Origin of the sequence: Amycolatopsis ponsaeliensis (genome assembly GCF_030182635.1) — a bacterium.
GTDB classification, from domain to species: Bacteria; Actinomycetota; Actinomycetes; order Mycobacteriales; family Pseudonocardiaceae; genus Amycolatopsis; species Amycolatopsis ponsaeliensis.
Genome location: NZ_JAPZLD010000098.1, coordinates 1 through 17,590, shown reverse-complemented (window position 1 = coordinate 17,590; position 17,590 = coordinate 1). Strand labels below are relative to the sequence as shown.

General features: G+C 70.9%; 18 protein-coding genes. 5 read left to right on the top strand and 13 right to left on the bottom strand.

Going from position 1 to position 17,590, the window contains the following annotated elements; genetic code table 11:
- Nucleotides 1-45: 45 nt before the first annotated feature.
- The 11 genes from abmR to QQ657_RS55720 all read right to left on the bottom strand — a co-directional run bounded on the left by abmR (nucleotide 46) and on the right by QQ657_RS55720 (nucleotide 10,118).
- Nucleotides 46-621, bottom strand: coding sequence for an ATP-binding transcription factor AbmR (gene abmR, locus QQ657_RS55770; protein ID WP_284750615.1), 576 nt, complete (start codon nucleotides 619-621; stop codon nucleotides 46-48).
- Nucleotides 622-707: 86 nt separating this feature from the next.
- A complete protein-coding gene (locus tag QQ657_RS55765; RefSeq protein ID WP_284750614.1) occupies nucleotides 708-2,675 on the bottom strand; it encodes a thioredoxin domain-containing protein in 1,968 nt (655 codons plus the stop codon).
- Nucleotides 2,676-2,697: 22 nt separating this feature from the next.
- Nucleotides 2,698-3,420 (bottom strand): hypothetical protein, encoded by a 723-nt coding sequence (locus QQ657_RS55760; RefSeq protein WP_284750613.1) that lies wholly within the window; start codon nucleotides 3,418-3,420, stop codon nucleotides 2,698-2,700.
- Entirely contained in the window at nucleotides 3,420-4,565 is a 1,146-nt protein-coding gene (locus tag QQ657_RS55755) for a hypothetical protein (protein WP_284750612.1), read from the bottom strand. Before QQ657_RS55755 ends, QQ657_RS55760 begins: the two co-directional genes overlap by 1 nt.
- A gap of 1 nt (nucleotide 4,566) precedes the next feature.
- Nucleotides 4,567-5,838, bottom strand: coding sequence for a hypothetical protein (locus tag QQ657_RS55750; protein WP_284750611.1), 1,272 nt, complete (start codon nucleotides 5,836-5,838; stop codon nucleotides 4,567-4,569).
- 17 nt (nucleotides 5,839-5,855) lie between these two features.
- On the bottom strand, nucleotides 5,856-6,728 hold the full coding sequence (locus tag QQ657_RS55745; protein WP_284750610.1) for a phage distal tail protein: 873 nt from the start codon (nucleotides 6,726-6,728) through the stop codon (nucleotides 5,856-5,858).
- Nucleotides 6,729-8,534, bottom strand: a complete 1,806-nt coding sequence (locus QQ657_RS55740; protein WP_284750609.1) for a phage tail protein — start codon at nucleotides 8,532-8,534, stop codon at nucleotides 6,729-6,731.
- Nucleotides 8,535-8,549: 15 nt separating this feature from the next.
- Nucleotides 8,550-8,699, bottom strand: a complete 150-nt coding sequence (locus QQ657_RS55735; protein WP_284750608.1) for a hypothetical protein — start codon at nucleotides 8,697-8,699, stop codon at nucleotides 8,550-8,552.
- 59 nt (nucleotides 8,700-8,758) lie between these two features.
- Entirely contained in the window at nucleotides 8,759-9,175 is a 417-nt protein-coding gene (locus QQ657_RS55730) for a hypothetical protein (RefSeq protein ID WP_284750607.1), read from the bottom strand.
- Nucleotides 9,172-9,648, bottom strand: coding sequence for a phage tail tube protein (locus QQ657_RS55725; RefSeq protein WP_284750606.1), 477 nt, complete (start codon nucleotides 9,646-9,648; stop codon nucleotides 9,172-9,174). Before QQ657_RS55725 ends, QQ657_RS55730 begins: the two co-directional genes overlap by 4 nt.
- Before the next feature lie 47 nt (nucleotides 9,649-9,695).
- Nucleotides 9,696-10,118 carry a minor capsid protein gene (locus QQ657_RS55720; RefSeq protein WP_284750605.1) on the bottom strand — a complete coding sequence of 141 codons (423 nt, stop codon included), beginning with the start codon at nucleotides 10,116-10,118 and terminating at the stop codon, nucleotides 9,696-9,698.
- Nucleotides 10,119-10,242: 124 nt separating this feature from the next.
- On the opposite strand from QQ657_RS55720, the gene QQ657_RS55715 reads away from it, so the two are divergent.
- Together QQ657_RS55715 and QQ657_RS55710 are read left to right on the top strand one after the other, a co-directional pair.
- On the top strand, nucleotides 10,243-11,610 hold the full coding sequence (locus tag QQ657_RS55715) for a 3' terminal RNA ribose 2'-O-methyltransferase Hen1 (RefSeq protein ID WP_284750604.1): 1,368 nt from the start codon (nucleotides 10,243-10,245) through the stop codon (nucleotides 11,608-11,610).
- A complete protein-coding gene (locus QQ657_RS55710; protein WP_284750603.1) occupies nucleotides 11,607-14,096 on the top strand; it encodes a polynucleotide kinase-phosphatase in 2,490 nt (829 codons plus the stop codon). The genes QQ657_RS55715 and QQ657_RS55710 overlap by 4 nt, the downstream gene beginning before the upstream one ends.
- On the opposite strand, the gene QQ657_RS55705 is transcribed toward QQ657_RS55710, so the two are convergent.
- Together QQ657_RS55705 and mca are read right to left on the bottom strand one after the other, a co-directional pair.
- Nucleotides 14,093-14,422, bottom strand: coding sequence for a hypothetical protein (locus QQ657_RS55705; RefSeq protein ID WP_284750602.1), 330 nt, complete (start codon nucleotides 14,420-14,422; stop codon nucleotides 14,093-14,095). The genes QQ657_RS55710 and QQ657_RS55705 overlap by 4 nt on opposite strands.
- Nucleotides 14,419-15,330, bottom strand: coding sequence for a mycothiol conjugate amidase Mca (gene mca / locus QQ657_RS55700; RefSeq protein ID WP_284750601.1), 912 nt, complete (start codon nucleotides 15,328-15,330; stop codon nucleotides 14,419-14,421). The genes QQ657_RS55705 and mca overlap by 4 nt, the downstream gene beginning before the upstream one ends.
- Nucleotides 15,331-15,466: 136 nt before the next feature.
- Here mca and QQ657_RS55695 point away from each other — a divergent pair, with 136 nt between their 5' ends.
- The 3 genes from QQ657_RS55695 (at nucleotide 15,467) to QQ657_RS55685 (ending at nucleotide 17,471) form a co-directional block, all read left to right on the top strand.
- Entirely contained in the window at nucleotides 15,467-15,910 is a 444-nt protein-coding gene (locus tag QQ657_RS55695; RefSeq protein WP_284750600.1) for a DUF4307 domain-containing protein, read from the top strand.
- A gap of 195 nt (nucleotides 15,911-16,105) precedes the next feature.
- Nucleotides 16,106-16,609 carry a transcription elongation factor GreA gene (greA, locus tag QQ657_RS55690; protein ID WP_020641255.1) on the top strand — a complete coding sequence of 168 codons (504 nt, stop codon included), beginning with the start codon at nucleotides 16,106-16,108 and terminating at the stop codon, nucleotides 16,607-16,609.
- 49 nt (nucleotides 16,610-16,658) lie between these two features.
- Nucleotides 16,659-17,471 carry an MBL fold metallo-hydrolase gene (locus QQ657_RS55685; protein ID WP_284750599.1) on the top strand — a complete coding sequence of 271 codons (813 nt, stop codon included), beginning with the start codon at nucleotides 16,659-16,661 and terminating at the stop codon, nucleotides 17,469-17,471.
- Nucleotides 17,472-17,590 lie beyond the last annotated feature (119 nt).

Genomic DNA, 17,590 nt, shown 5'->3' with positions numbered 1-17,590 from the left:
GTGAGTGGGAAACAGGGTTCTAACCCTGTTTCCCACTCACGACGTTCAGGCCAGGTCGGGGCCCTTCGAGCGCAGGTCGTCGACCTTGGTCATCGCTTCGCGCAGCTCTCCCAGCCAGCTGTCCGCGTGCTCGCCCACCAGCCGGACCGCCCACGCCAGCGCGTCCGAGCGGGACCGGGCCACTCCCGCGTCCACCAGCGTGTCCAGCACCAGCCGCTCCGGCTGGCGCAGCCGGGTCATCACCGGGGCCGAATGCGTCGTGAACAGCGCCGTCGTTCCGCCCAGGCGCGCGCCCCACGCCACTTTGCGCTGGTAGCGGTGCTCTGCCTGGCGCGCGATCTCGATGCGCTCGTCGCGCGTCTCCTCGCGGTAGCGGCTGATGCGGCCCTCCTCGGCCGCCGCGCGGGCCGCGTCGTCCGCGTACTCCTCCGTCAATGCCGGCAGCTCGCCCACCACGATGATCTCTTCGCGGTCGACCGTCAGTTCCGGGGCTCCGGTGAACCAGCCCTCGGGCAGGCGCCCGCCGAACCAGGCCGCCGCGTCGCCCGCCGGGGGCACTTCCGCCTGCTGCCAGCCCCCGCCGCCCTTCCAGCCCCCGCTGCCCTTCCAGCCTCGCGCCATGACTCCACCTCCGCGATTACATGATTACAACGCTACTGACGCTACGCCGAATACACCCGGAAGAGCACCGCGTTCACCCAGGGCGATCAGAGCTGGGCGGTCAACGCCTCGGGAGTCGTCACCGGCCGGTCGCAGACGTACCCCCGGCAGACGTAAGCCGCCGGCGACCCTTCCACCAGCGGCCGGTCCGCCAGCAGCGGGACGCCCGGCGCGTCCGGCTCGCCGGCCAGCACGATGCCGCCGCCGTGCACGCCCCGCGCCGCCGCCAGGCGCAACGCCGGGTCCGCGCCGACCACCGCCACCTGCACCGGGCCGGCCTGCAGCGCCTCCGCCACCGACAGCCAGTGCCCGGCGAACCGCGGCACCCGCCCGGCCAGCACCCCGACGCGCCGCAGCGCCTGCTCGGCGGCCTCGCGGTAGCGCGCCGAATCCGCGTGCCCGGCCAGCGCCGACGCCGTCAGCAGCGCCCCGGCCAGCGCGGACGCCCCCGCCGGGCTCGCGTTGTCGCCCGGGTCGGCCGGACGCTGGACCAGCGTCTCCGCGTCGTCGGCGGTGTCGAAGTACGCGCCCGGGACGTCCGGGGACGCGAAGTGCGCCAGCGCCAGGTCGAGCAGCCGGGTCGCTTCGGTGAGCCACTTCGCCGAGCCGGTCGCCTGGTGCAGGGCCAGGAACCCGTCGGCGACGCAGGCGTAGTCCTCCAGCACCCCGGCCGACTCCCCGACGACGCCGTCGCGCGAACTGCGCCGCAACCGGCCGTCGACGACGTGCACGCGAAGCAGCAACTCGGCCGCACCCACCGCCCATTCGATCCACTGTGGACGATCCAAGGCAACGCCCGCCTCGGCCAGCGCCGTGATCGCCAGGCCGTTCCAGGACGCGATCACCTTGTCGTCCCGCCCCGGCTGCGGCCGCTTCGCGCGCGCTTCGAGCAGCTGGACGCGGAGAGATTCCGGCAGGTCACCGAACAAGCGCAACGTCGACGCGCCCTCTTCGAACGTCCCCTCCTCGGTCACGCCGAACAGCGCAGCCGCGGAATCGTCACCGACGACCTCACGCAGCTGCGACGGCGTCCAGACGTACGTCAGACCTTCGACGCCGTCGGTGTCCGCGTCCAGCGACGAGGCAAAACCACCCTCAGCCGTCCGCAGATACTCGAAAAGGAACTCCGCGGTCCCGGAAGCGACGCGCAACGCCGTCGCCGAGCCGGTGCGCCGCCACAGGTGGGCGTAGAAACGCAGGAGCAAAGCGTTGTCGTACAACATCTTCTCGAAGTGGGGCACGATCCACGAAGCGTCCACGGAGTACCGCGCGAAGCCGCCGGCGAGCTGGTCGTACAGACCGCCCCGGGCCATCGCCTCGGCGGTCGACTCCACCAGGGACAGTGCGTCGGCCGAGCCCGTCCGCTCGTGGTGGCGCAGCAGGAACTCCAGCACCATCGACGGCGGGAACTTCGGTGCGCGGCCGAACCCGCCGTTGACGTGATCCGCCTCCTGCAGCAGTTTCCCGACCGCTCCGGCGAGCACGGCTTCGTCCACAACGGACTCCTGCAGCGGTCCGGTCTGCTCGGCGATGTGCGCGACGATCTGCTTCGCGCCGTCGAGCAGTTCGTCCGGCCGCTCCTGCCACGCCTCGGCGACCGCCGCGAGCAGCTGCCGGAACGACGGCATCCCCGGCCGCGGCGACGGCGGGTAGTAGGTGCCGCAGTGGAACGGCTCGCCGTCCGGGGTCAGGAAGCACGTCATCGGCCAGCCGCCCTGCCCGGTCATCGCCTGTGTGGCGGCCATGTACACGGCGTCGATGTCGGGCCGCTCCTCGCGGTCCACCTTGATGTTGACGAAGTGCTCGTTCATCACCGCCGCGGTCTCGGTGTCTTCGAACGACTCGTGCGCCATGACGTGACACCAGTGGCACGCCGCATAGCCCACGGAAAGCAGGATCGGCACGTTCCGCCGCCGCGCCTCGGCGAGCGCGTCGGCCCCCCACTGCCACCACTCGACCGGGTTGTCCGCGTGCTGGAGCAGGTACGGGCTGGTCGCACTGGCGAGACGGTTCATGCCTCCCAGCGTAGGTCCGGGCTCACGTCTGGCGCTGGGTGGCGTCCATCGCGACGCCCACGACGCTGCCGGTGCCGGACGTCCGGCGGTAGTTCACCGCGACCCGCACCTCACCGGCGTAGGGCCGCCCGGGCAGGGCGTACGGGCCCCGCCGGTTGCGGCCGAGGCCGGGCCCCATCGACCACGACTCGGCGACGGTGGCCTGCCCGGCGGCGTCGGTGATCACGATCTGGCCCTCGCCGTTGGTCCCGCCTTCGCACCCTTCGACGGTGAACAGCTGGACGAACGGGTGCGTCTTCTGGAAGTTGGCCTCCCACACCGTTTCGAAGGAGGCGTTGGTGATCTTCGGCCAGTCGGCGAACCGCACCTTCTCGAACGACACCGGGATCCACGGCCGCGCCAGGCCGGTGCCGGACGCGGCGTCGTCGGAGGCGACGATGTCGCTGCTGCCGTCGGTCAGCGCCCAGAACTGCCGCCCGCTGTCGGTCGTGTACGTGTACATCACGTCCGAGCCGCCGTCACGGCGGATCCGGATGATCTGCTTGCCGTCGCTGCCCGGCCCGAAGTAGAGGATGAGGTGCCCGTCCGGGTCGACCATCCGGATCACGCCGTTGTCCTGCACCGTGAACGTGCCGCCGGAGATCGTCGCGTTCCCGATGCCGACGCGCTTGCGCAGCTCGTCGACCTCCCGGCGCAAGGCGACCACCTGGTCGACGATGTTGGACGGCTGGTTGATCTGTGCCATCAGGCCGCGTCCTCCAACAGGGGGTTCATGGTCAGCGCCACGCCCTCGCGCCCGTCGTCGCCGACCGTGACGTCGAGCGCGACGATCCGCATCAGCGTGTCGATCCCGCTCGCGTGGAAGTCGTCCTTGATGATCACGCGCGCGTCGTCGCCCATCCCGATCTCGGCGACGGTCGGCGGGAGTCCACCGTGGACGGTCAGCGTCGGCAGCACGACGGGCAGCCTGCTCACCGCCTGGTCCGACAGCGCGTGCGAGGCCAGCTGCCCCGGGTCGGTGACCGAACTGTAGCCGTACTCGGTCTCCAGCATCGGCCAGCCGTCGGGGTACCGGCCGCGATCCTCGGCGACGGCGACGAGCATGCCGCTCTCGATCCCGTCGCCGGACGCGAACGTCCGGGTGGCCATCCGGGTGCCGTCCGACGGCCAGCCGTAGCCGAGCAGGTTCCCGCCGTACTCCCAGACGTGCGCGGAGCCCTGCTGCCCGAGCCTCGGCGTGCCGAGCCGCATGAGCCGCGTCGGGCGGCCGTTGCGATCGGGCGGGCCGACGTCGAACAGCACGTCCGGGCCGTCGTAGAGCTGGGAAAGCTTGCGCAGCGCGTCGCCGACGCTGACGTTCTGGTAGCCGAAGTACGTCCGGTCGAGCCGGATGCCGGAGAGGTCCCGGTCGGGGAACGTGACGCCGATGTTCCCGCCGGGGTGCGACTGCGCCAGCTCGACCAGGTTGCGGGCGATCGCGTTCTGGTCGGTGTTCTTCCACTCGACCTTCTGCTTCGCCACGAAGTGCGGGTCGGTGAACGCGGCCGCGGGGAGCACCGGCAGCACCTTGCGGTGTTCGAAGTACGACCAGAAGTCCCCGCACCCCAGGGAGATCTGCTGGGAGCCGGAGTCGAACTTCCGCGTCCACACCAGCCCGCCCCACACCGGGCGGCTGTCGCGCAGCACGTAGACGACCCGGCGGCCCGGCGTGCTCAGGTCGTACGGGTCGATCGCGCGGATCCGCTGGTCACCCAGGCTGAGCGTCGCGGACAGCGAACCGGAAGCGCCGAGCTTCTTCGAGTACTTGACGCCGGTGAGCGGGACCTCGGCCAGCGTCCGGTTCGTCATCAGGTCCGAGATCAGGTAGGTGTGGACCGGGTCCTGCGCCATCTCACGCCCTCAGCCAGGTCAGCGAGACGTGGTTGACGTTGGCCCAGCCCGCGTCGTGGACCCGGCCCGCGTTGTCGGTCCAGAAGATCACGCTCACCGTGGCCCCGGCGTTGAAGAAGTTCGTCGTGGCGCAGCTCATCGTGCCGGGTGAGGTGAGCAACCAGCGCGACATCGTGTTCGCGTACCGGATGTCGACGTTGGCGCCGTCGGTGATCGCCATGTAGGTGTGGTAATCGCCGGAGCCCAGCGGAGCGGTCGTCCGGAAGCTGGCGGTGATGGCCCAGATCCCGGCCCGGTTGAGGGTGAACACGTCGTTGCTCGCCGAGGTCGTGACGTCCGGCGAGCCGTAGACCATGGTCGGGAACCGGCTCCGGGTGTTCGCCTGCGCCGGGAACGTCTGCACGTTGCCGCGGACTTCGTAGCGGGCCTCGTGCCGGGTGGCCGTCGGGGTGGTGCCGACCGCGCCGCCGCCCGTCGCGACCGAGCCGATCCAGTCCGCGCCGTTCCAGCGGTAGACCAGGTTGTCCTGCGTGCTGAAGACCAGCTGGCCGGGCAGCGGGTCGGTGATCATCGCGCGGACGTCGGCGAGCGAGGTGCACACCGGCATGCTCGGCACGCGCCACTTCTCGCCGTCGTTGATCTCCAGCCAGCGCTTGTCCTGCCGGTAGGTGGTGATCCCGTTGTAGCTGTGGACGGCGTCGCGCTCGCCGACCCCCCGGCTCGGCATGATCCCGCCGAGCCCGACCACCCAGCCGGGCCGGCGGTCTTCGATCAGGTCCGTCGTGATGGTCCGGGTCCCCGCCGGGACGCGCACCCGTGCCAGCTGCATGTAGTCGCCGCCGGGGGTCGGCTCTCCCGGCGTCGACGACGGTTCGCCGACGATCTGCTTGACCACGAAGCCGTTGGACGTGTCGCCGTAGAACTTGTCCGTCTGCTGGGCGACGATCAGGTCGATCCGCCCGTTGGACGAGTGCGCCGGGTTGTCCTTGAGCAGGTCGAGCGTCTTGACCGCGTCCAGGGTCTGCACGTAGCTGCCGACCCCGCGGCTCGCGCGCATGAACATCTGGAACGGCTGGACGGTCACCGTTCCGTCCGGTGTCGGCGACGCCGCGGCCACCAGGCCGGGGTTTCCGGCGGTGGGCCGGATGCCGTTGCGGGACAGCACCGGGCCCGGGCCGGACTGCAGGGCCGCGCTCAACGCCAGCCGCGCGTCTTCGGTAGTGATGACGCCGTTCGGCGAGTCGGACACGGCCCACGAGTTGCGCTCGGCCATGGTGTTTCCCCCTCGGATCAGATGATGGCGTGTCGCCAGCGGCCGGTGAGCGACGCGTTCGGGTCGTAGGACGCGGCGGTGAAGTCGACCTGGACCGCGCCGTTCGCCGGGATCGGGAACCAGCCGCGGGTGAGCAGCTTGTCGCTCTGGTTGACGCCGTTGAGCAGCACCGTCCGGGCATCGGTGTCGATGGTCAGTGTCTGTCCGTTTTGGATGGTGAAGGTGCCGTCGAACACCAGCCGTTCACCGGTGTCCCGGTTGGCGATCACCGGGCCGGTGACCGGGCCGCGGATCTCCCACACCGGCCAGCTGGCCGCGCCGCCCGCGTTGACCGCACGCAGCCGCCCGCCCTGCTTGCCCGTGCCGAACACCAGCGGGAAGGCGAGCGGGAACCCCAGGCCGTCGGCCGGGGGCGAGGGCAGCGCGGTGACGTCACGCTGCTCCGCGACCGAGTACAGCCGCGGATCCGTGGCCTGCCACTGGATCGCGCCGGTGGTGTACCCGAGCGCGTAGTACTTCTCGACGTTGATCGTCCGCCGGACGCACCGGGCGTTCGCCAGCCAGCTCTCGCCGTCGAGCCGCACGACGAGCGGTTCTTCCAGCGGCCGCTCCGCCGGCGCGGTGATCGTCCGCAGGGTCGTGACGACCGCGCCGAAGTCCGCCGCCGGCACGCCCTTGACCAGGTAGGACAACGTGACCGTGCGCTGACCGGCCAGCTGGTTGCCCTGGAACCCGCCGTGGCGGCCGGGCCGGTCGGGGTTGTCGGCGCGCATCTCCGGCAGGTCGAGCCAGCCGTCGAGCTTGGTCATCCGGAACGGGCTGCCCGAGCCGAGCAGCGTGCCCCGCCACTCCAGCTGGCCGTCGTCGGTGATCAGGTCCCCCGCGCTCACTCAGCCACCCCCTCGGGACATCCAGTCCAGGTCGCCCGCGATGTCGGCCGGGGTCTGGCTGGGTGTGGCGTAGAAGTTCTCGATGTGCACCACGGCCCGGTCCTGCCGCGGCGAGTCCGCGGCGAACCCGGCGCCGGCGAAGGCCAGTGCCCGCGGCTGGACGGTCGCGAGGTCGGCGAGCCGGTTCGTCACCAGGCCGGCCAGCTCGGTCGACGCCCTGGACACCGCCGTGCTGGTCTGCTCGATGCCCTGCGCGAGCCCCAGCGGCACCCAGCGGCCGAGCTCGGCGGCCACCTTCGACGGGGAGTTGATGCCGAGGATCGACTTGATCGGGCCGGGGATGATGTCCTTGATCAGCCCGATGATCTTGTCCTTGATCCACGTGGCCGCGTTCTTGATGCCGTTCCACAGGCCCTCGAGGATCGACCGGCCGACGTCGAGCAGGAGGTTCCCCAGGTTCCCGAGCGCGCCGAGGATCATCCCGGGCAGGCCGCCGAGCCACGACAGCAGCTCGCCGAGCTTCCCGACGGCCCCGCTGACGATCGAGCCGAACCAGCCGATCACCATCCCGGGCAGCCGGCCCAGCCAGCCGATCGCGGCGATGACGCCGTTGATCGCGACCTGGATCGCCGCGACGATCGCGTTCCACACCATCACGAGGAAGTCCCAGATGGCCTGGAACGCGGCCTTCGTCCACGCGACGATCGTGTCCCAGTTGGCGATGATCAACGCCACGAGCGCGACGACCGCGGCGATGATGATCGGGATCGGGCCCATCGCCAGCAGCCACGCGGCGGCCATCTTGGCCCCGGCGATCAGCGATTCGACGCCCATCATGATCCAGGCCCCGACCACCTGCGCGGCGGTGGCCAGCGCGGTCAACCCCATCAGCACCCACTGGGCGACCGTCACCGCGACCTGCGCGACGAACTCGGCGACCGCGACGGCCGCCTGGACACCCATCATCAGCCAGCCCGCGACGACCTGCGCCGCGGCGGCCAGCGCGGCCACGCCCATCGACACCCAGCCCGCGATCTTCGTCGCCACCTGCACGAGGAACTGCGCGGTCTGCGTCTCGCCCGCGACGGTCATCATCACCCAGGCGGCAACCGTCTGGGCGGCGGACGCGAGCGCGGCCCAGCCCATCACGCCCCATTGGAAGGCCGCGGCGACTCCCGCGGCCACGGACTTCGCGGCGCTCCACGTCGCCTGCGCGGACATGGCTATCCACGCCCCCACGGCGGTGGCCCCCGAGGCCACCGCCCCGGCCGCCATCGTGGCGAACGAGACGACCATCCCGGCCGCGGCGATCGCGGCCTGGATCCCGACTTGGATGAGCGCGGGCAAGAAGAACGTCAGGAGCGTGCCGCCGACGATCATGATGGGTGTCTTGTTCGCGGCTATCCAGTTGCCGAGGCTCTGGAACGCCGGGACCACCGTGCCGGTGATGAAGCCGGACACCGCGGCCAGCGCCGGCTGGAAGTTGTCGGAGATGAAGCCCAGCGCCACGTTGAGACCGGCTTGGATCCCTTGGCCGAGCAACGCGATGACAGGTCCGCTGAGGATGGACAGCAGCCCGCCGCCCAGCGCCGTCGCGGCCTGCAGCCCGATGCTCGCGGCCGTGCCGACGATCGGGCCGTGCGACGCGCCCAGCCGCTGCGAAACCCCCGCGCCCCATTCGTCGGCGGCCTTGAGCATCGTGGCCTTGGCTTCGTCGAACTTCTTCTGCATCTCGCCGAGCACGGCCTTGAACTGCTCGTCGTTGATGCTCAGGTTCGCGGTGAAGTCACCGATCGTCAACGCCATCGCACACCCCCCTCCCTACAGGTTGCCGATCACCGAGCGGGCCGTCTCCCCGTCGACCTCGACCGGCTCGTCCTTGGTCACCTGGCGCCACACGCTTTCCGGGGACAGCCCGGAAACGAGCGCGGCGAACTCCCACCAGGACAGGCCGTCGTCGAGGTCGGCCATCAGGTCGCGGCCGTACTCGCGCCGCCAGTCCGCGTAGAGCAGCCGCCAGTGGCGCAGGATCAGGCGGATGGCGTGTTCGCCGTCGCCCCCGTCACGCTCGGCGCGGGGGCCTGACCGTTTCCCGGGTTCTGCTGCCGGTTCTGGTAGAGCTGCTGGCAGGTGCCGAGCACGTCGGGCAGGTCGTCGATCTCCAGGCCGCGGTTGAGGATGTCGACCAGGTTCTGCTCGCCGAGCAACGCGGAAAGCATGTCGAACGCCTCTTCGGCGTTGACCTCCTCCGTGGCCGCCCGGCCGTTCTTCTTCGCGGACACCGCGAACAGGATCAGCTTGGCGGGCAAGGAATGCGGCAGCGTGTAGACCTTGCCGAGGATGCGGATGCGCGGCGCCACGCGGGCCGCCTTGCGTTCGCGCCAGGCCTCGTCGAAGTCGTAGTCGACGGAGAGCTGGTCGTCGGAGACACCGGTCGGCTCGGTCATTCGCCGTCCTCCGCGAGGCTCGCGCTGACGGCCGCGGTGGTCGACGGGCCGGACCGGGTGATCGTGGCGACCCAGGCGTACTTGTCGTTGTTGCCGCCGCCGTGCTCGCCGAGGCTGAAGGTCGCGTTCCAGACCTTCCACTGCGTGTCCACCGGGTGCCGGAAGCGGATCTTGCCGACGCTGGCGAACCCGACCTGCGTGGCCAGCGCTTCCACGCGCGACTGGCCCGGGTCCTGCGCGCCGTTGGCCGGGTCCTTCAGCAGGAAGCCCTCCAGGGCGAGCGTCGCGCCGCGCTGGATGACCTCCTGCTCGTAGTTCCCGGCCGAGTCGAACGTCGTGGTGTCGACGACTTCTTCGTTCTCGCCGGCGTTGGGCACGGCGGAGTTGAGGCCCCCGATCGGTGTCCAGGTGGTGCCGTTCGTCTCGGCGACCTGGATGATGATGTCCCGGGCGTTGATCTTGACAGTGGGCATCGACGCTCCCCTCCTCGATACTGCTTGTGCGGTGCGGAAAAGCAGGTTCAGGCGCGGTTGCCGACGGGGCGGTGCAGCTCCATCCGCAGCGCGACGGACCATTCGTCGCGGTCGCCGGCGTCGCGTCCTACATAGACCGGGCCGGCCTGCGTGCCGACGCTGGAGACGAGCCAGGTGTTGCCGGGCAGCCGCCGGTTTCCCAGTCCGTGCACGGCGTCGTAGACGGCCTGGGCCTTCGCCTCGGCCGTGACGGCGTTCTTCGGGGTGCCGCGCACGCGGATCTGGACCACGGGTTCGTCGTAGGGAAGCCGCGCGTCGGACTCCGCGCCGGGAAGCCGGCTCAGGACGAGGGCGGCGTCCGGGGTGGCGGGCATGGCCAGCAGGAAGATGTCGCCACCGGCGCCGCTCGATTCGTAGTTCCCCAGCCCCAATTCCTCAAGCAGCGCAGCGACTTCTTCGAGAAATGTCACATCGGCCCCCCGGCCTTCTCCCCCAGTGCTGTCGTCATCGTGCCCGAGGTCCGAAGGATCGTCAACTGTCCGTTTTTGCCAAAATTCACCGGCGCGGGCCACGGTTCTCGGCCACACTGGGCAGGTGCTGCTGACGATCTCGACGACCCGGAACCCCGCTACCGACTTGGGTTTTCTCCTGCACAAGCACCCGGAGAAAGCCCAGTCGGTCGCGTTGTCCGCCGGCACGGCACACGTTTTCTACCCGGAGGCGTCGGAAGATCGCTGCACGGTCGCGTTGTTCGTCGAAATCGACCCGATCGGGCTCGTGCGCGGCGGCGGGACTTCGCTGACGCAGTACGTCAACGACCGGCCGTACGCCGGTGGCTCGTACCTCGCGGTCGCGCTGCGGGGCGCGTTCACGACGGCGCTCGCGGGCCGCTGCGCCACGCGCCCGGAACTCGTCGACGAGCTTTTCGAGCTGGAGATCCACGTGCCGTCGCTGTCCGCGCGAGGTGGCGCCGAAGTGGTGCACAAGCTGTTCGAGCCGCTCGGCTGGCGCGTCGCGACCACGCCGATCCCGCTCGACCCGCAGTTCCCGCAGTGGGGCGAGAGCCGCTATGTCGACTTGACGCTCACCGGCACGCACCGCGTCGCCGACGCGCTGCGCCACCTCTACGTCCTGCTGCCCGCGCTCGACGGCGGCAAGCACTACTGGGTCGGGCAGGACGAGGCCGACAAGCTGCTGCGCGCCGGGGACGGCTGGCTCGCCGGGCACCCCGAGCGGACGCTCATCACGAACCGCTACCTCGACCGGCGCCGCCCGGTCGTGCACTACGCGCTTTCGCGGCTGGCCGAGGCGGACGACGTCCCGGCGGAGGCCGAAGCGCTGGTGACCGAGTTGCCGGACAAGCCGGAGAGCCTCGCGTCGCAGCGCCACGGCAGCGTGCTCGCCGCGTTGCGGGCCGCGGGCGCGCGGCGCGTGCTCGACCTCGGCTGCGGGAGCGGCGCGCTGCTGCGCGTCCTCGAAAAGGAGCCGTCGTTCACCGAGATCGTCGGCGTCGACGTCTCCGCGGGCGCCCTCGACATCGCGGAGAAGCGGCTCAAGGACGGCTCCCGCGTCACGCTGCGGCAGTCCGCGCTCACCTACGCCGATCCGGCGCTGGCCGGGTACGACGCCGCCGTGCTCATGGAGGTCGTCGAACACGTCGACGAGGAGCGGCTCCCGGCCCTGGAACACGCGGTGTTCGGGGTCGCGGCGCCGCGTACGGTGCTCGTCACGACGCCCAACGCGGAGTACAACCGGCTGTTCGAGTTCCTGCCGATGGGGCATTTCCGGCACGCCGACCACCGGTTCGAATGGACGCGAGCCGAGTTCCGCGCCTGGGCGGACGGCGTCGCGACCCGGCGCGGCTACGACGTCCGGTATCTGCCGATCGGACCGGTGGACCAGGTATCGGGACCGCCGACCCAGCTGGCGGTCTTCACGAGTGGCAAGGAGGTGGCCGTGTGAAGCTGACCGTTCCCGACATGTCGCTCGTCGTGCTCGTCGGCGCTTCCGGCTCCGGCAAGTCGACGTTCGCGCGCACGCACTTCGCACCGACGCAGGTGCTCTCCGGCGACTTCTTCCGCGGGCTCGTCGCCGACGACGAAAACGACCAGTCGGCGTCGGCCGAGGCGTTCGACGCGCTGCACTACGTCGCGGCGAAGCGGCTCGCGGCCGGGCGGACGACCGTCATCGACGCGACGAACGTCCAGCGCGCTTCGCGGGCGAGCCTGGTGAAGCTCGCGAAGGAACACGACGTGCTGCCGACGGCGATCGTGCTCGACCTGCCGCTCGGCGTCTGCGTGGCGCGCAACGCTTCGCGGCCCGAGCGCGACTTCGGCGACCACGTCGTCCGGCGGCAGCGCGGCGAGCTGCAGCGGTCGCTGAAGTCGCTGGAGCGCGAGGGGTTCCGGCGCGTGCACGTCCTGCGGTCCGAGGCCGAGGTCGCCGAGGCGGAGATCGTGTTCGAGCCGCTGCGCAACGACAAGCGCGAGCTGACCGGGCCGTTCGACGTGATCGGCGACGTCCACGGCTGCGCGGCCGAGCTCGAGGAACTGCTGGCCGAACTGGGCTACGTCGACGGCGTCCACCCGGCCGGGCGGACCGCGGTGTTCGTCGGCGACCTCGTCGACCGCGGCCCGGACACCCCGGGCGTGCTGCGGCGCGTGATGGGGATGGCCGCGGCCGGCGACGCGCTGGTCGTGTGCGGCAACCACGAGCAGAAGCTGGTGCGCGCGTTGCACGGGCGGAAGGTCAACGTCGCGCACGGGCTCGCCGAGTCGCTCGAGCAGCTCGACGCCGAGACGGAGGAGTTCCGCCGGCGCGCGCACGAGTTCTGCGACGGCCTGATCGCGCACTACGTCCTCGACGGCGGCAACCTCGTCGTCGCGCACGCGGGGCTGCCCGAGCGCTACCACGGGCGCGCGTCCGGGCGGGTGCGGAGCATGGCGCTCTACGGCGACACGACCGGCGAGACCGACGAGTACGGCCTGCCGGTGCGGCTGCCGTGGGCGCGCGACTACCGCGGGTCGGCGATGGTGCTCTACGGGCACACGCCGACGCTCGAGCCGGAGTGGGTCAACAACACGATGTGCCTCGACACGGGGTGCGTGTTCGGCGGGAAGCTGACAGCGCTGCGCTACCCGGAGCGGGAAGTCGTCTCGGTGAAGGCCCACCAGGTCTGGTACGAGCCTGTGCGCCCGCTCGACGCGTCGCGGCCGCCGGCCGGGCGGGAGCCCGCGGTGCTGGAGCTGACCGACGTCACCGGGAAGCGGATCGTGCAGACCGCGCACCACGGCCGCGTCGGCGTCTCGGCGGAGCAGTCGGCGGCGGCGCTGGAGGTGATGAGCCGGTTCGCGGTCGACCCGCGATGGCTGGCCTACCTGCCGCCGACGATGGCGCCGTGCTCGACGTCGTCGCGGGAGGACTACCTGGAGCACCCGGAGGAGGCGTTCGCCGAGTACCGCGCGGCGGGCGTCGAGTCGGTGTTGTGCGAGGAGAAGCACATGGGCTCGCGGGCCGTGGTGCTCGTGTGCCGGGCCGGCGCGGGGTCCCGGCGGTTCGGCCTCGACGGCGGTGGCGCGGTGTACACGCGGACCGGGCGGCCGTTCTTCTCGGCCGGGCAGAACGCCTTGCTCCTGGACGACGTGCGGTCGGCGGCCGCGGGGTTGTTCGAGGAGCTGAAGTCGGACTGGCTGCTGCTCGACGCCGAGCTGCTGCCGTGGAGCGCGAAGGCGGGCGGGCTGATCGCGGACCAGTACGCGTCGGTCGGCGCGGCGGCCCAGGCGGTGCTGCCGGCGGCGGTCTCGGCCCTGACGACGGCTTCGGCGCGCGGTATCGACGTCTCGGACCTGTTGCGGCGCACGGCAATTCGCTCGTCCACAGTGGATTCCTACCGCTCGGCGTACCGGCGCTACTGCTGGCCGACGTCGGGGCTGGAAGGCGTGCGGCTGGCGCCGTTCCAGCTGCTGGCGTCGGAGGGGGCGACCTACCACGACCGGCCGCACGCGTGGCACCTGTCGGTGCTGGACGGGCTCGCGGGCCCGCGCTTCCAGCGGACGCGGACGCTCGCGGTGGACCTGCTGGACGCCGCGTCGGTGGCCCAGGGGGTCACGTGGTGGGAGGAGCTGACGGCGTCGGGCGGCGAGGGCATGGTCGTCAAGCCGTCGGCGAACCTGACCCGCGGCACGCGCGGCCTGGTCCAGCCGGGCGTGAAGGTCCGCGGGCGCGAGTACCTGCGGATCATCTACGGGCCGGACTACACGCTGCCGGAGAACCTCGAGCGCCTGCGCAAGCGCGGGCTGAACCGCAAGCGCATGCTGGCGCTACGCGAGTACGCGCTGGGGCTGGAGGCCCTGGAGCGCGTCGCGCGGGGCGAGCCGCTGTGGCGGGTGCACGAGTGCGTGTTCGCGGTGCTCGCGCTGGAGTCGGACCCCGTGGACCCGCGGCTCTAGCTGTCGGTCTTGCCGGCCGAAGAGTCCGAGGAAGCGGGCTTCTCGGCCACCTCCGGCTCCGCGGCCTTCGCCTTCTCCTGCTCAGCGGGTTCCTCGGCGGGCGGGTCGTCGAAGCTGGCCGGGACGCGCTTCAGGTGCTTCGTCATCGAGCGGACCAGGAACGCCACCGCGATGAGGAACAGGATCAGCACCAGGAAGCCGACCGGGGAGGACTTGCCGAAGTCCTCCCCCTGCCCGCCGTTGTCGCCGTTGCCCGGCTGCTGCGTCAGGACCAGGGCCGACGCGGTCACCGGAAGCGCCACGCCGGCCGGCAGCGTCAGACTCATGTGTTCACCTTCTCCTCGATGCCGATGCCGGCGAACAGGTCGTCCTCCGGCAACGTGCTGTCGACCTGCGACTTGACCAGCTCGTACTCCTCGGTCGGCCAAGTCTCGCGCTGGATCTCCAACGGGACGAAGAACCAGCGGCTGTTCGGGTCGATCTGCGTCGCGTGCGCCTTCAGCGCCTCGTCCCGCGCCTCGAAGTATTCACCGCACTCGACGCGGGTCGTCACCCGCTCCATCACATCGGCCCGGTCGGGGTCCCACTTCTCGAGCCACTCGGTGTACGGCGACTCGAGCCCGGCCTCCTTCAGCGCGGCGTCGAACGCCACCATCCGGGCCTTCGAGAAGCCGTGCATGTAGTACAGCTTCAGCGGCTGCCACGGCTCGCCCGCGTCGGGGAAGCGGCTCGGGTCCGGCGCCGCGTCCCACGCCGCCATCGACACCTCGTGCGTGCGGATGTGGTCGGGGTGCGGGTAGCCGCCGTTCTCGTCGTACGTCGTGATGACGTGCGGGCGGAACTCGCGGATCACGCGCACCAGCGCCTCGGTCGACTCCTCGAGCGGCACCACCGCGAACGAGCCCTCGGGCACCGGCGGCAGCGGGTCGCCCTCCGGCAGGCCGGAGTCGACGAAGCCCAGCCAGCGCTGGCTGACCCCGAGGATCTTGGCCGCGCGGGCCATCTCCTCGCGGCGGACCTCGCTCATGTTCGCCAGCACCTCGGGCCGGTCCATGGCCGGGTTGAGGATGCTGCCTGCCTCGCCACCGGTGCACGTGACGACGAGCACCTCGTGACCTTCGGCGGCGTAGCGCGCCATAGTGGCGGCGCCCTTGCTCGACTCGTCGTCCGGATGTGCGTGCACGGCCATCATCCGCAGGCGCGGCTTGGCGGTCTTCGTCAGCTGGTCCACCATGCTGCGAACGACTCCTTCTCTACCCGTATTCCGCGACCCACCTGCGGGCCGCCCACCCAGCGGGCGGATACTCGAAGCCGTACCCGCCCCACCATTGTCCCCACGGGTACGACAAGAACGAGCAGGAGGCCCCGCGTTGGCAGGCGGACCGGCGGAAACGGCAGCGCCCGTGCTGCCCGAAGGCCGGTACGGCACCGCGCGGGCGAAGGCGCCCCGGCGCTGGCGCCGGTGGCTATTCCTGGCCATCGCCCTGCTGGTCAGCGGCGTGATCGCGTGGGTCGCGTACGTCAACCTCGGGTCCGCGCCGATCGACGCCGAGCGCGTCGCCTTCAGCGGCAAACCGGGCAACGCGATGGAAATCACCATCAACGTGACGCGGGACGACAACGACCGGGCGGGCGTCTGCATCGTGCGCGTCCGCGACAAGACCGGCGCCGAGAGCGGCCGCAAAGAGCTCTTGATCCCCGCCGGCGCGAAGTACAGCAGGATGACCACGACGATCAAGAGCATCGGGCAACCGGTGACGGCCGACGTGTACGGCTGCTCGTACGACATACCAGACTACCTGTCAACCCCATAGCGGCCAACGGGGTGAACCGCGCGCCCAACGCCCACGGCGCGCGGAATTAACGGGCGTTGACCTGTCGCGCCGTGATAGTCTGACCCCTCAGCACGGCCCGCGACGGGCCGTGTTTTTCCTTTATCTCAGCCACGCGGGCACCTAGGCCCGTGTGGGCCGGCTTGAACACGCAAGCCTGGCAGGCCCGACGAGGAGATGGTGACCGTGAGCGACACCAAGGTGACCTGGCTGACCCAGGATGCCTACGACCGGCTCAAGCACGAGCTCGACGAAATGATCGAGAATCGTCCGGTCATCGCCGCGCGCATCAACGACAGCCGCGAAGAGGGCGACCTCAAGGAGAACGGCGGCTACCACGCCGCCCGTGAAGAACAGGGCCAGGCCGAGGCGCGCATCCGGCACCTGCAGGAGCTGCTGCGCTCGGCCAAGGTCGGCGAAGCGCCCGCGAACGACGGCACCGCCGGCCCCGGCAAGGTCCTCACCGTCCGCTACGAGGGCGACGACGAGGACGAGAAGTTCCTGCTCGCCACCCGCGAAGAGGGCGCCGAAGGCGAGCTCGACGTGTATTCCCCGGAGTCGCCGCTGGGCAAGGCCCTGCTCGGCGCCAAGGAGGGCGAGTCGCGCGAGTACGAGCTGCCCAACGGCAAGCTCCAGAAGGTCACTCTCGTGAAAGCGGTTCCGTACGCCGACACCAAGTAAACGCGGCTAGCGTGTCCTCCCAGGATCCACATTCTGGGAGGGAACAGCCGTGAGCACCGAACCGATTTGCCAGGCCTGCGGCATGCAATACGCCGTGGCCCGTGACGACTGCCCGGTCTGCGAGGACGAACGCCAATACGTCCCGCAGTCCGGGCAGCGGTGGACGAACCTTTCTTCGCTTCGCGAGAGCGGCACGTACACGCCGCGGATCGAAGAGCAGGGCCGCGGCATCATCGGCGTCGGCTCGAACCCCGGCTTCGCGATCGGCGAACGCGCGCTGCTGGTGCAGGCGCGGTCCGGCAACTTCCTCTGGGACTGCGCGGCATACCTCGACGACGCGCTCGTCCAGCAGGTCCGCGACCTGGGCGGGATCACCGGCATCGCGATCAGCCACCCGCATTACTACACGACGATGGTGGAGTGGGCGCACGCGTTCGACGTGCCGATCTACCTGCACGAAGGCGACCAGCAGTGGATCGGCCGCCCCGACCCGGCGGTGAAGCTGTGGTCCGGCACGACCCTCGACGTCGCGGACGACCTGCGCCTGATCAACCTCGGCGTGCACTTCACCGGCGGCACGGTCCTGCACTGGCCGGACGGCGAAGAGGGCCACGGCGCCCTGCTGTCCGGCGACATCGTGCAGGTGATCCCCGACCGCACGCACGTGGGCTTCATGTACAGCTACCCGAATCTGGTCCCGGAGCGCCCGCACATCGTCCGCCGCGCGGCCGAGCTGCTGGCAGGGTACCGCTTCGAGGCGATCTACGGCGCTTGGTGGGACGCGATCGTGCGCAAGGACGGCTTCGAAGTCGTGCAGCGGTCGGCGAAGCGGTACCTGGCCCAGGTGGTCGACGAAGGCTGAGTGGTCTACCGCGGCCGGGGGGGGGGGGGGTGGTCGTGTGGGGGGAGCGAGCGGGGGGGAGCAGAGCCCCGCGCGCGCCCCCCCCGGCGGGGGGCGGGCCCCCGGCCCCCGCCGCCCCC

Coding starts and splice junctions, on each gene's coding strand:
- abmR (WP_284750615.1), bottom strand. CDS start 621: ATGGCGCGAGGCTGGAAGGGCAGCGGGGGCTGGAAGGGCGGCGGGGGC.
- QQ657_RS55765 (WP_284750614.1), bottom strand. CDS start 2,675: ATGAACCGTCTCGCCAGTGCGACCAGCCCGTACCTGCTCCAGCACGCG.
- QQ657_RS55760 (WP_284750613.1), bottom strand. CDS start 3,420: ATGGCACAGATCAACCAGCCGTCCAACATCGTCGACCAGGTGGTCGCC.
- QQ657_RS55755 (WP_284750612.1), bottom strand. CDS start 4,565: ATGGCGCAGGACCCGGTCCACACCTACCTGATCTCGGACCTGATGACG.
- QQ657_RS55750 (WP_284750611.1), bottom strand. CDS start 5,838: ATGGCCGAGCGCAACTCGTGGGCCGTGTCCGACTCGCCGAACGGCGTC.
- QQ657_RS55740 (WP_284750609.1), bottom strand. CDS start 8,534: ATGGCGTTGACGATCGGTGACTTCACCGCGAACCTGAGCATCAACGAC.
- QQ657_RS55735 (WP_284750608.1), bottom strand. CDS start 8,699: ATGGCCGACCTCGACGACGGCCTGTCCTGGTGGGAGTTCGCCGCGCTC.
- QQ657_RS55730 (WP_284750607.1), bottom strand. CDS start 9,175: ATGACCGAGCCGACCGGTGTCTCCGACGACCAGCTCTCCGTCGACTAC.
- QQ657_RS55725 (WP_284750606.1), bottom strand. CDS start 9,648: ATGCCCACTGTCAAGATCAACGCCCGGGACATCATCATCCAGGTCGCC.
- QQ657_RS55705 (WP_284750602.1), bottom strand. CDS start 14,422: ATGAGTCTGACGCTGCCGGCCGGCGTGGCGCTTCCGGTGACCGCGTCG.
- mca (WP_284750601.1), bottom strand. CDS start 15,330: ATGGTGGACCAGCTGACGAAGACCGCCAAGCCGCGCCTGCGGATGATG.
- greA (WP_020641255.1), top strand. CDS start 16,106: ATGGTGACCGTGAGCGACACCAAGGTGACCTGGCTGACCCAGGATGCC.